General features: G+C 71.1%; 14 protein-coding genes. 13 read left to right on the top strand and 1 reads right to left on the bottom strand.

Annotation, left to right across the window (positions count from 1 at the left end):
* The first annotated feature begins 87 nt into the window (after positions 1 to 87).
* From ACFYWJ_RS29665 to lexA, 11 genes are all read left to right on the top strand, one after another.
* Positions 88 to 1353 carry a glutamate-5-semialdehyde dehydrogenase gene (locus ACFYWJ_RS29665; protein WP_355277158.1) on the top strand — a complete coding sequence of 422 codons (1266 nt, stop codon included), beginning with the start codon at positions 88 to 90 and terminating at the stop codon, positions 1351 to 1353.
* Positions 1350 to 2228 (top strand): MoxR family ATPase, encoded by an 879-nt coding sequence (locus ACFYWJ_RS29660; protein WP_355277160.1) that lies wholly within the window; start codon positions 1350 to 1352, stop codon positions 2226 to 2228. The genes ACFYWJ_RS29665 and ACFYWJ_RS29660 overlap by 4 nt, the downstream gene beginning before the upstream one ends.
* 1 nt (position 2229) lies before the next feature.
* Entirely contained in the window at positions 2230 to 3621 is a 1392-nt protein-coding gene (locus tag ACFYWJ_RS29655) for a VWA domain-containing protein (protein ID WP_355277163.1), read from the top strand.
* 11 nt (positions 3622 to 3632) lie between these two features.
* Positions 3633 to 3974: an MmcQ/YjbR family DNA-binding protein gene (locus ACFYWJ_RS29650; protein ID WP_355277166.1), complete on the top strand. Its 342-nt coding sequence runs from the start codon at positions 3633 to 3635 to the stop codon at positions 3972 to 3974.
* Between the two features lie 152 nt (positions 3975 to 4126).
* Positions 4127 to 5113 carry a hypothetical protein gene (locus tag ACFYWJ_RS29645; protein WP_387162961.1) on the top strand — a complete coding sequence of 329 codons (987 nt, stop codon included), beginning with the start codon at positions 4127 to 4129 and terminating at the stop codon, positions 5111 to 5113.
* An 11-nt stretch (positions 5114 to 5124) separates the two neighbouring features.
* On the top strand, positions 5125 to 5766 hold the full coding sequence (gene nadD / locus ACFYWJ_RS29640; protein ID WP_355278584.1) for a nicotinate-nucleotide adenylyltransferase: 642 nt from the start codon (positions 5125 to 5127) through the stop codon (positions 5764 to 5766).
* Positions 5767 to 5794: 28 nt separating this feature from the next.
* Complete coding sequence (gene rsfS, locus ACFYWJ_RS29635) at positions 5795 to 6208, top strand: ribosome silencing factor (RefSeq protein WP_316573883.1); 414 nt, start codon at positions 5795 to 5797, stop codon at positions 6206 to 6208.
* Positions 6205 to 6864: a histidine phosphatase family protein gene (locus ACFYWJ_RS29630; RefSeq protein WP_218721444.1), complete on the top strand. Its 660-nt coding sequence runs from the start codon at positions 6205 to 6207 to the stop codon at positions 6862 to 6864. Before rsfS ends, ACFYWJ_RS29630 begins: the two co-directional genes overlap by 4 nt.
* On the top strand, positions 6854 to 8338 hold the full coding sequence (octT, locus tag ACFYWJ_RS29625) for a diglucosylglycerate octanoyltransferase (RefSeq protein WP_355278586.1): 1485 nt from the start codon (positions 6854 to 6856) through the stop codon (positions 8336 to 8338). Before ACFYWJ_RS29630 ends, octT begins: the two co-directional genes overlap by 11 nt.
* Positions 8339 to 8341: 3 nt before the next feature.
* Complete coding sequence (locus tag ACFYWJ_RS29620; RefSeq protein WP_355278588.1) at positions 8342 to 9184, top strand: DegV family protein; 843 nt, start codon at positions 8342 to 8344, stop codon at positions 9182 to 9184.
* Positions 9185 to 9265: 81 nt separating this feature from the next.
* Complete coding sequence (lexA, locus tag ACFYWJ_RS29615; RefSeq protein ID WP_355278589.1) at positions 9266 to 9916, top strand: transcriptional repressor LexA; 651 nt, start codon at positions 9266 to 9268, stop codon at positions 9914 to 9916.
* Positions 9917 to 9927: 11 nt separating this feature from the next.
* Here the strand turns inward: lexA and ACFYWJ_RS29610 are convergent, their stop codons facing one another.
* A complete protein-coding gene (locus ACFYWJ_RS29610; protein WP_355278591.1) occupies positions 9928 to 10890 on the bottom strand; it encodes a DUF2332 domain-containing protein in 963 nt (320 codons plus the stop codon).
* A gap of 179 nt (positions 10891 to 11069) precedes the next feature.
* On the opposite strand from ACFYWJ_RS29610, the gene ACFYWJ_RS29605 reads away from it, so the two are divergent.
* Together ACFYWJ_RS29605 and ACFYWJ_RS29600 are read left to right on the top strand one after the other, a co-directional pair.
* Positions 11070 to 12020, top strand: a complete 951-nt coding sequence (locus ACFYWJ_RS29605; protein ID WP_355278593.1) for a ComEA family DNA-binding protein — start codon at positions 11070 to 11072, stop codon at positions 12018 to 12020.
* Positions 12017 to 12229 (top strand): hypothetical protein, encoded by a 213-nt coding sequence (locus ACFYWJ_RS29600; RefSeq protein WP_355278595.1) that lies wholly within the window; start codon positions 12017 to 12019, stop codon positions 12227 to 12229. Before ACFYWJ_RS29605 ends, ACFYWJ_RS29600 begins: the two co-directional genes overlap by 4 nt.
* The last annotated feature ends 3 nt before the right edge of the window (positions 12230 to 12232 follow it).

The following is a 12232-nucleotide window of genomic DNA, read 5'->3' as shown; positions in this document are numbered from 1 at the left end:
ACAACTCGGTCCCGCCGCCGGTCGGAGCCGTATTCCGGGGTCCAGGCGGCGTCGAGGCGGACCGGCGGCCTGCGTACGCTGATACCCATGACGGTAGAAGTGACCCCCGAGCTCGACATCCGCGCAGCGGTGCACGACGCCGCCCGCAGGGCTCGCGTCGCGTCCCGCGTGCTGGCTCAGCTCACCACGGCGCAGAAGAACGATGCCCTGCACGCGGCGGCCGATGCCCTGCTCGCCGCCGCCGACCGCGTGCTGGCGGCCAACGCCGCCGACATCACGGCCGCGCAGGCCGCGGGCACCGAGGAGAACCTGCTCGACCGCCTGCGGCTGACCAAGGCCCGCATCGACGGCATCGCCTCCGGCCTGCGCCAGGTGGCCGGTCTGCCCGATCCGGTGGGCGTCGTCGTGCGCGGTTCCACGCTGCCGAACGGCCTCGAGATCCGCCAGACCAGGGTGCCCCTCGGCGTGGTCGGCATGGTCTACGAGGCGCGCCCCAACGTCACCGTCGACGCGTTCGGTCTCGCGCTCAAGTCGGGTAACGCGGCCCTGCTGCGCGGCTCGTCCTCGGCCGCGAACTCCAACGCCGCCCTCGTCGAGGTGCTGCGCGAAGCCCTTGTCGCCCAGGGCGTCCCGGCCGACGCGGTCCAGCTGCTGCCCAGCCACGACCGCTCCAGCGTCACCCACCTGATCCAGGCCCGCGGCCTGGTCGACGTGGTGATCCCGCGCGGCGGCGCCGGCCTGATCAACGCGGTCGTGCGCGACGCGCAGGTGCCGACCATCGAGACCGGTACCGGCAACTGCCACGTCTACGTGCACTCCGCCGCCGACCTGGACATGGCCGAGGCCATCCTGCTCAACGCCAAGACCCGTCGCCCGAGCGTCTGCAACGCGGCCGAGACGGTGCTCATCGACGCGGCGGTGGCCGAGTCGGCGCTGCCGCGGCTGAGCAAGGCACTCGAAGGCGCAGGCGTCACCATCCACGGTGATCTGCCCGGCCAGGTGCCGGCCACCGACACCGACTGGGGCGAGGAGTACCTCACCCTCGATATCGCGCTGAAGGTCGTCGACGACCTCGACGCCGCGGTCGAGCACATCAACACCTGGGGCACCGGTCACACCGAGGCCATCGTCACCGCCGACCTGGCCGCCGCGCGCGAGTTCACCACCCGCGTCGACGCCGCCGCGGTGATGGTGAACGCGTCCACCGCGTTCACCGACGGCGAGCAGTTCGGATTCGGCGCCGAGATCGGCATCTCCACCCAGAAGCTGCACGCCCGCGGCCCGATGGCACTGCCCGAACTCACCTCCACGAAGTGGATCGTGTGGGGCGACGGCCAGACTCGGCCGGTGTGATCGTGACACTGGTACAGGAACCGATCTTCACCTCGGTCGACGACGTCATCACCCGCCTGGCCGAGACCGGCTACCTGGCCGACAAGGCCACCGCCACCTCGGTCTTCCTGGCCGACCGGCTGGGCAAGCCACTGCTCATCGAGGGTCCGGCCGGTGTCGGCAAGACCGAGCTGTCGCGTGCGGTGGCCCAGGTCGCCGACGCCGAACTGGTCCGGCTGCAGTGCTACGAGGGTGTCGACGAGGCCCGCGCGCTCTACGAGTGGAATCACGCCAAGCAGATCCTGCGGATCCAGGCGTCGAGCGAGAACGACTGGGCCGAGACCAAAGCCGACGTCTTCACCGAGGAATTCCTGCTCTCGCGCCCGCTGCTCACCGCGATCCGGCGCAGCGAGCCGACGGTGCTGCTGATCGACGAGACCGACAAGGCCGACGTCGAGATCGAGGGCCTGCTGCTGGAGGTGCTCAGCGATTTCGCGGTCACCGTGCCGGAGCTGGGCACCATCACCGCCACTCGCAAGCCGTTCGTGGTACTCACCTCGAACGCCACCAGGGAGCTGTCGGAAGCGCTCAAGCGCCGCTGCCTCTACCTGCACCTGGACTTCCCGGACGAAGACCTGGAGCGTCGCATCCTGGCCAGCCGGGTACCCGAGCTGTCGGAGTCGGTCGCCGAGCAGCTGGTGCGGATCGTGCACGTGCTGCGCGGGATGCAGCTCAAGAAGCTGCCGTCGGTGGCCGAGTCGATCGACTGGGGCCAGACGCTGCTCGCCCTCGGCGCAGGCGACCTCGACGACGCCACCGTGCGCGCGACCCTCGGCGTGGTGCTCAAGCACCGCAGCGACCACCAGCGCGCGCTGGCCGAGCTGAAGCTGGCCTGAGATGACAGCGCCTGCCCCGCACGGCCTCGGCGGGCATGTCGCGGGGTTCGTCGCGGCCCTGCGGGCCCGTGGTGTGTCGGTCGGGCCGTCGGAGACCGTCGACGCGGGCCGGGTGCTGACCGTGCTCGATCTGCTCGATCGCGAGTCCGTGCGGGAGGGGCTGGCGTGCGCGCTGCTGCGCCGCCCCACCCACCGCGCCACCTTCGACGGGCTGTTCGACCTGTGGTTCCCGGTCGCGGTGGGGGAGCGCTCCGCCGAGACGCGCGAGCTGCCGCGCACACCCGATGGCCAGATCGACCTGCCCGCCCTGCGCGAGCAGCTCGCCGAACTGCTCGCGGCCGAGGACGGTGGTCAGCAGTTGCAGCTGCTGGCCGGGCAGGTCGTCGAACAGCTCGGCCAGTACCAGTCCGCGCGCGGGCCGTCGTTCTCCGCCTATCAGGCGATGAAAGACCTCGCGCCGCAGACCCTGCTGTCCCGGGTGCTGGCGGGACTCGCGCTGGCGCCGGACGCGAGCGACCGCGACACCGAGGTGGCCCGGCGCATCGCCAGGGAACGGATCGCCGGATTCCGGGCGAGTGTGGAAGCCGAGACCAACCGTCGCGTGGCCGAACAGATCGGGCGCGACCGTGTCGCCACCTACGGCGTCGCCCGCCAGGCCGAGGACGCCGACTTCCTGCGCGCCTCCGAACGCGAACTCGTCGAACTGCGTCGCGGCAGCCAGCGGCTGGCCCGCATCCTGGCGTCCCGCCTGGCGGTGCGGCGCAAGAAGGCCCGTCGCGGCGAGATCGACCTGCGCAAGACCCTGCGGGCGTCGATGTCGACCGGTGGCGTCCCGATCGATCTGGTGAATCGCAAGCCGCGGCCCGGCCGCCCGGAACTGGTGCTGCTGTGCGACATCTCGGGTTCGGTGGCCGGCTTCAGCAACTTCACCATGCTGCTCGTGAGCGCGTTGCGTGAGCAGTTCTCCCGGGTCAGGATCTTCGCCTTCGTCGACCGCACCGACGAGGTCACCGGCTTCTTCGACCCGTATGTCGGCCTCGACAACGTACTCACCAGGATCTTCACCGAGTCACGGATCATCGACGCCGACGGGCACTCCGACTACGGCCAGGCCCTGACCACCTTCGCCGACAACTTCGGTGACGCCGTCACCAGCCGCAGCTCGCTGCTGGTCCTCGGCGACGGTCGCACCAACTACCGCAATCCGAAGCTGGACATCCTGCGTCAGCTCGTCGACACCGCCCGGCACGCGCACTGGCTGAACCCGGAGCCGCGGAACCTGTGGGGCACCGGCGATTCGGCGGCGCGCGACTACGGCGAGGTGATCGAGATGCACGAATGCCGGTCGGCCCGGCAGCTGACCGATGTGGTCTCCCGGTTGTTGCCCGTCTGAAGGAGCTGGTGATGAGCGAGGATCTGCTGACCTACTGCCTGGCCAAACCCGGTGCCTGGCAGGACGAACCGTGGGAGGGCGACATCGTCGCCAAGGTCGGCGACAAGATCTTCGCCTTCCTCGGTGACGGCGGCGCGATCGGTCTCAAATGCGGCCGGGACCGTGCCGAGGCCGACGAACTGGTGCACGTCTATCCCGGCGACGTCACCGCCTCGGCCTACATCGGCCGCTACGGCTGGAACAGCGTCACCGTCGGCGGCGCCGTCCCACCCGACGAACTGCGCGAGCTGATCGACGCCTCCTACGACGCGGTCGTGGCCAAACTGCCGAAGTCCAAGCGCCCCACCGGCTGATCGTTTCAGCGGACGTTAAGCCGCTTACAGGCGCCCTCCACCAAGATCACCGCCATGCTGGCAGGGGCGTCGCGCGACGACGAGCGGTTCGGTCGACGGGCGTCGTCCGACACGGTGGTACGAGTGGTGGCACGGCGGGCGCGGTCGACCCGGTGACCGATCCGCTCGCGAACGACGGCGCCGGGGCCGTCCCGTCGCCGTGCGCACCCCACAGCACGGTGCCGTCCGGCGAGATCGTGCGCCCCGAGCACCTGCGTCCCGGCGCGGGCGCGCGGGCCGCGCGGCGGCTGGCCGATGTCGCGGCGACCCGGCTGGCCGACGCGCCCGCCGCCGCGGAGGAACAGTTGCGCCGGGCCCTGGTCGTCGGCTGCGGCGAACTCGACGGACGCGAACTCGCCGAGTTGCGCACCCGCCTGGTCACCGCGATCGCCGCCCAACCGCGCCGGGATCGCGACCTGGCCAGGGCGGCGGCCGCCGCCGCGGCGTGCTGGCACCCGATCTCGCCTGCCGACGCGGCCCACCTGTGGGTGGTCGCCGGCCGGGCCTGGGCGCGGGCGGGCAGGCACGCCGAGGCGGTCACCGCCTTCGACCGGCCACTGCTCACCGGCGCCGTCGCCTATCCGCCCGGTGAGCTCGCGCTGGTCCGCGCCGAGTTCGCCGAGTCGCTGCTGCGGCTCGGCCGCTACCGGCAGGCGGCCTGGCAGTTCACCGAGGCGGCCCGGCTGCTCGCGAGCTCGCCCGCTCAGCGGCGCAGGCACGCGGACCTGGTGTGGTCGGCCGCCGTCGCCCGCGAGTGCTGCGGCCAGGAGTCCGCGGCGCTGGGCGGCTATCTGCGCGCCGCGGGACTGTGGGGTGAGCTGGACAAGATCGTGCCGCGGGCCCGCTGCCTGCGCGCGGCGGCGTGGTTACAGCTGCGCGGACCCCAGGGCCGGATCCGCGGTCCGTGGTGGGTCACGATCGACGTCTTGATGGCCGAGCTGAATCAGCGGCTCGCCGCCGAGCCCGCCGCGCACATCGCCGACGAGCTCGACCGCACCCGCGCCCAGTTCGCCCAGATGTGCGCGCAGGCGTCGGGCCCGAACGACCGCCCGGCCGCTCGGGGGCGGTCCGGTCCGGTCGAGTGGTGGCAACCCCGTTAAGCTCGGACCTCATGCACGAGACAGCTCGGCCGCGCCGCAAGCTCGGCGTCATGGGCGGGACGTTCGACCCCGTTCACCACGGTCACCTGGTCGCGGCCAGCGAGGTCGCGAACCGGTTCGAGCTCGACGAGGTCATCTTCGTTCCGACCGGACAGCCGTGGCAGAAGGTGAACAAGCAGGTCAGCCCCGCCGAGGACCGCTACCTGATGACCGTCATCGCCACCGCGTCCAACCCGAGGTTCTCGGTCAGCCGGGCCGATATCGAACGCAACAAGGTCACCTACACGGTCGACACCCTGCGCGAGATGCAGAATGCCCATCCCGACGCGGAGCTGTACTTCATCACCGGTGCGGACGCGTTGGCCAACATCCTGACATGGCAGGATTGGACCGAACTGTTCGAACTGGCGAAGTTCGTCGGGGTGAGCCGTCCGGGGTACGAGCTGAACACCGACCATCTCGAGGAGCATCTGCGGGACCTGCCCGCCGATGCCGTCACGATGATCGAGATCCCCGCGCTGGCCATCTCGTCGAGCGAGTGCCGCCGCCGCGCGGCGGAGGGTCGGCCGGTCTGGTACCTCGTCCCCGACGGCGTGGTGCAGTACATATCGAAGCGGCACCTGTATGTGCCCGCAGGAACGGAAGGTAGCTGACGTTGAGCCACACGAGCGAGGTGCAGTCGTGACTGCCACTGCCGAAGCGGTCGAAATGGCCAAGGTCGCCGCACTCGCGGCCGACGACAAGCTCGCCACCGACGTCGTCGTCCTCGACGTCTCCGAGCAGCTGGTGATCACCGACTGCTTCGTGATCGCCTCGGCGCCCAACGAGCGTCAGGTCAACGCGATCGTCGACAATGTCGAGGAGAAGCTGCGCGAAGCCGGGCACAAGCCGGTCCGCCGCGAGGGCACCCGCGAGGGTCGCTGGGCGCTGCTCGACTACGTCGACATCGTCGTGCACATCCAGCACAACGACGAGCGCAATTTCTATGCGCTGGAGCGGTTGTGGCGTGACTGCCCGACCGTGGCCGTCGAGGGCATCGCCACCCCGGCGACACCCGCCGCCGACGACGCACAGGTAGAGGGCGACACCGAGTGAGCAAGTACGCCCATGTGCGCACGCTGATCCTGCTGCGGCACGGGCAGACCGAGTGGAACGCCGCCGACCGGATGCAGGGCCAGATCGATACCGATCTCACCGACCTCGGCAGGCAGCAGGCCAAAGAGGCGGCGCGGGAACTGGTGTCCCGCAACGCGATCGCGGTCCACGCCTCCGATCTGCGCCGTGCCAAGGAAACCGCGCAGGCGCTCGGCGACATCAGCAATCTGCCGGTCGTCACCGATCAGCGACTGCGGGAGACCCACCTGGGTGACTGGGAGGGGCTGACCCATCTCGAGGTCGACGCCGACTATCCCGGCGCGCGCGTGCAGTGGCGGCTCGACGCCACCTACACACCGCCCGGCGGCGAGAGCAAACTCGAGGTGGGCGCGCGTGCGCTTCCGGTGGTGCGCGAACTGTACAACGAGCGACAGGATTGGCCCGGCCGGACTATCATCCTGGTTGCGCACGGCGGGCTGATCGCTGCCCTCACGGCCGCGTTGCTGGAACTGCCTCCGGAGAACTGGCCCGCCCTCGGCGGGCTGGCCAACACGAGCTGGGTGCAGCTGTCCAGCCACGGGCCCGACATCGACCGACCCGGCTGGCGCCTCGATGTTTGGAACGCAGCGGCGAAGGTAGCTCCCGATGTCCTCTGAAGAGCCCGTCCGATCGGTACCGGACGAACTGTTCCAGCAGGTGACGGCCAAGGCCGGACGGCAATTGCCGGACGCGCTGTTCGGCCCGCCACCCGCTAAGCCCGCACGCCCCGAGCGTGAGGAGCCCATCCGTTCGGTACCGGACGAACTCTTCAAGCAGGTCACCGCGCGCAGTGAGCGCTCGCTACCCGACGCGCTGTTCGGTCCGCCGCCCGCGCCGGTAGACGCCGAGCCCGAGCAGGCCGAGGCCGCTGCCGGTGAATCGGCGGTGGCCGGTTCGTCGGACGACGCGGACGGCGATGTCGACGGCGAGCCCGCCACAGCGGGCGCCGCTGTCGCCGAAGCCGTCGAAGCGGATTCCGCCGCGCAGCCGGACGCTGAATCGACTGTCGCGCAGCCGGATAACACCGAGACCGCCGACACCGAGGTAGTCGATGGTGCGACTCCCGTCGTGACTCCCGTCGATGCGGCACCCGCCGAATCGGCGGCCGAACCCGCTGCGGCGCTGGATCTCCAGTCGGCAAGTGCGGCCGATGGTTCCGCTGACGCGGACACCGCGGCGGACGAGGTGCCGGACGTGGTCGCGACGGAGACGGACGAAGCCGTCGCGGCATCCGTCGATTCCGTCACGGTGGCCGCTGCGGTCACCGAGGTGGCGGCTCCGGTCGCGGAGACCGCTGTCGCACAGGGTGAATCGCTCGGTGCGGCGGCCGCGGAGGTCGTCCTCGTCGAGGAGTCCACCGCGCCCCGGCCGGTGGAGTCCGCCTCGCCGCGGCCCGTGCTGCTGGTGATCGCCGACTCGCTCGCCTACTACGGACCCAAAGGCGGCCTGCCCGCTGACGATCCCCGGATCTGGCCGAATATGGTGGCCGCCGAACTGGATTGGGATGTCGAGCTGATCGCCCGGATCGGGTGGACCTGCCGCGACGCCTACTGGGCGCTGATCGGTGACCCCCGGGTGTGGGCCGCCGTGCCGCGGGCGGGTGCCGTCGTGTTCGCCGTGGGCGGCATGGACACGCTGCCCTCGCCGCTGCCGACCGCGCTGCGCGAGCTGATCCGCTACATCCGTCCGCCCAAGCTGCGTCGCGGCGTGCGCGCCTCCTACAACTGGCTGCAGCCGAAGCTGTCGAAACTCGGTCGGCCCGTGGCGCTTCCGCCGAAGGTGAGTGTCGACTACCTCGAGCAGTCGCGCGAGGCGCTCAATCATCTGCGTCCCGAGCTGCCCGTGGTCGCGGTGCTGCCGTCGGTGCACAAGTGCGATGCCTACGGGCGGGTGCACCGAGGCCGGGCGCGCGCGGTCAAGGCGCTGCAGGCGTGGTCCGGCCGTACCGCGGTGCCGCTGGTCGACCTCGGCGAGGCCGTGCGCGACGACATCGAGTCGGGCGCGGCGAACCCGGACGGCATCCACTGGGGCTGGGCCGGGCACGCGGCGGTGGCGACGGCGATGACCAAGGCGCTGCAGGAGGTCCGGTAGTCCGTGACCGTTGTGGTGGTCACCGATTCGGCGGCCGGGCTGTCGCCCGACGTCGTCGGCGAGCTCGGTATCGAAGTGGTCCCGTTGCATGTGCTCGTCGGCGACCGGGAGATCCGGGAGGGTGTCGACCCCGTCGAGATCGATTACTCGACGGACTCGGTCACCACCTCGGCCGCGTCGCCGGGCGAGCTGCGCGAAGTCTACGAGCGGGCGCTGAGCCGCAGTGACGGCGACGGTGTCGTCGCCGTGCACCTGTCGCGCACGCTGTCGGCGACCTGGGAGTCGGGCAGGCAGGCCGTCCGTGACATGGGCGCCGAAGACAAGGTGCGCCTGGTGGATTCGCTGGGGGCCGGCTTGGCGACCGGCCTGCCGGTGCTCGCGGCCGCCCGCCGCGCGCGGGCGGGTGAGGCGCTGGACGCGGTCTACGAACGCGCGGTGACGGCCGCCGCCCGTGCCCGCACGTTCATCCTGGTCAACCGCACCGAGCAGCTGCGCAAGGGCGGCAGGCTGAGCAGTGCCGCCGCGTTCTTCGGCAGCGAGCTGGTGACGAAGCCGCTGCTGCAGCTGGTCGAGGGCAAGCTGGAACTGCGCGAGAAGGTGCGTACGCGGTCGCGTGCCTACGCCAAGCTGGTCGCGGCCGCGGTGGAGGCGGCCGGGCGCGACGGTGCGGCCCTGGCGGTCCAGCACCTGGGCGCCGCCGATGCCGCGGAGAGCATCGCGGCCCAGCTGCGGGAACAGGTGCCGGAGGTCGAGGAGCTGTACGTCGGCGAGTTCGGTCCCACCCTGGGTGTCCATCTCGGTGTCGGCGCGCTGGGTGTGCTGGTCGTGCCCGGTGGGTGTTCCTGACCGGCGCCGATTTCCGGCGCTGAGTGGCACACCGGGAGCCTGCGCCGACGGTCCGGACCGCTGGGCCTCTACGATGCCCCGGTGACCGGATACGACGACTTCGACTTCCCCGACACCGCGCACCTGCCGCCCCGCAGGCAACACATCCTCGCCGTGATCCGGGATTCGGTGCTCGCGCACGGCTACGCGCCGAGTGCGCGGGAGATCGCCGACGCGGTCGGCCTGCGGTCCACCTCCACGGTCTCCCAGCATCTGAAAGCGTTGGAGGAGGACGGTTTCCTGCGGCGCGGCACCGGGATGGCCCGCCAGATCGATGTGCGTCTGTTCCTGCGCGACACCCCCGCCGCCGGTTCCAGTGACTCGGTGACCGTGCCGGTGGTCGGCGACATCGCCGCGGGCACGCCGATCCTGGCCGAGCAGCACGCCGACGACCTGCTGACGCTGCCGCGTGAACTGGTCGGTCGCGGTGAGGTTTTCGGGCTGCGAGTGCGCGGCGACTCGATGATCGACGCCGCCATCTGCGACGGCGATCTGGTCGTGGTGCGCAGCCAGCGCGAGGCGACCAACGGTGACATCGTTGCCGCCATGATCGGCGAGGAGGCCACCGTCAAGGTCTATCGCCGGCGCAACGGTCACGTCCTGCTCGAACCCCGCAACCCCGCCTACTCGGTCATCGATGGCGACGAAGCCGTGATCCTGGGCCGCGTGGTCTCGGTGATGCGCCGCGTCTGAGGGTGTTCCCGCTATGCCGGGCCGAACCAGTCGAGTGACTGACCGTGCGGCCCGGCGTACGCGACCGGCTCGCCGTCGATCGCGAGCACCATCCGAGCCCGTCCCGAATTCCGCACGGGCACACGGTCGGTGAACTCGGCGATCACCCCGGTGCCCTCCTGGGACACCCAGTGGCAGGGCAGCGCGCGGACCGTGGCGATGAATCCCTCGCGTGCCGCGGCCGGCAGATAGGTGAGCACCGCGCTGTGGAACACGACCACGGTGCTGTCGCCGGGTGCCGCGTCGACCAGTTCGGCGACTCGCTCGTTCAGGTCGCCCGTCACCAGTGCCGGTGGGTTCGCGGCGGCGATCGCACACGCGTTGCGCAGCCTGGACAGTCGGTCGTCCTGTCCCGGCCAGACGAGTGCTTCCAGCCACTCCCGGTCGCGAATGTCCGCCGCGTCGAGCGGGTTCAGGTCGACTCCGGCGCGATGGACGACCTCGGGTAGCCGCTGCGGAATCGGCACGGCGCCGGTTGTCGTGCACCGCAACACCACCGAGGACGAACCGTCCGCCGGATCCAGGGCGAGCGCGCCGTAGCGATAGCTGTAGCGGTCCGGGTAGAGACAGAGCCCCGCCGACGCGCCGACCTCGATCAGCGCCAGCGGTCCGGGCAGGCGGGCGAGGACCGGCAGCAGGGTGGCCGCGCGGCCCGCCTCGTTGGTCTGGGTGCGCCGGGCGAGCGCGGTCGCCGCGATCGACGGCCAGTGCGCGATCAGCTGCTCGCGGAAATCGCGATAGGGCACCGCGATCGCGCCGTGTACCCGCGCGGCCGCCAGCACCAGGTTGGGCTGCTGTTTGCCGGTCGGCAGCGCGGCGATCAGCGCCAGCACCGCCGGGTCCTCGGCGATCTCGAGCGCGCGCCGGTGGTACAGCGGGGAATTGCCGTTCGCCTCGCGGTGGGCGAAGTCGCGGAATCGTTGTGCGAGGTCCATGGGTCCATCCGTACGTGGTCTCGGCCATGGGCGCACCGTATTCGCTCGGGCAGCGCGGAGACCGGTCCCGACGACCGCGTGACCGGGAGTTGTCCACAGGCTCACGGTTGTCCACAGGTTCGCTCGAAGCCCAGGTCGGCGCCGGGTTCCCGCGGTCGCCGCCTCGTAGCGTCGCCGGCATGTCACGACACGACGAACACGAGCGGGTACGGCAACGGCTGGGTGGGTTGGCGTTGCGCGACAAACCCGGGTCCGGCTCGCTGCGCGGGGAGCCGGGCACGGCCCGTCCACGCCGCAGCACCGAAGGTCGGTGGGACGAGGAGGAACTCCCCCCGACCGGGGAGGTGCGGTCGCCGGGCTGGCTCGACGAGGGTGCCGACTCCGGGAGACTGCGCCGACTCGTTCCGGACCGGTTCCGCCAGGCGCGAGTCGACCCCGGCCGCCGCGGTGCGCTGGTTCTCGGCCTGGTGGGGGTGGCGGCCGTCGTCTGCACCGGTGTGCTGGTTCTCCGCGATCAGCCGACGCCGCAGTCGTTGCCGCCGGTGCCCGTCGTCCGCGCGGAGACCTCGGGCACCCACTCGGAACCGAGCGCGGGCCTGGCCGCGGTGGCCGGCGCCATGCCGAGCCCGACCGCGGAAGTCGTTGTCAGCGTGGTGGGTCTGGTCGAACGGCCGGGGCTGCATCATCTGCCGGGAGGCGCGCGCGTCGCCGACGCCATCGAGCGAGCGGGCGGTGCCACCGACGGCGCCGACCTCGCGGGACTGAACCTGGCCCAGCGCCTCACCGACGGCGACCAGGTCGTCGTCGGCACGACCGGCCCCCAAACGGGACCGCCACGTCTCGGCAGCGTCATGATCGGCGCTGCCGACCGCGCACCCGCCACGGGGCAACACGCCACGAGCGGACCGCCCCCGAACACCGATACCCCGAACTCGAAGACGCGCGTCAACCTGAACACAGCGACGGAAGCCGAACTCGACGCCCTCCCCGGAGTCGGCCCGGTCACCGCCAAAGCCATTCTCGCGTGGCGCACCACCAACGGCCGATTCACCGACGTCGCCCAGCTCGGCGAAGTCGACGGCATCGGCCCCGCCCGCCTGGCCCGCCTCCGCGACCTGGTGACGACGTGACCGAGTCGATCGACCCAGACGGCGACAGCGCGGACGTATCGACGCCGGAAGCGGACCCGCTACCGGCGAGCGGGTTCTCTACCTGCTTCGCGGATTGCGTCGAACACTCCTACAGCAGTATGGAATTCGGGTGCTTCGGGGTGTCGTCGGTGCTCGGGCGGAGTGCGGTCTGCCATGACGCGCCGATGTCGAACCCGGACTCGGAATGAGTG

Origin of the sequence: Nocardia sp. NPDC003269 (genome assembly GCF_042888005.1) — a bacterium.
Lineage (GTDB): Bacteria > Actinomycetota > Actinomycetes > Mycobacteriales > Mycobacteriaceae > Nocardia.
The sequence above is the reverse complement of the archived record's forward strand: the minus strand, read 5'-3'. Positions and strand labels throughout refer to the sequence as shown.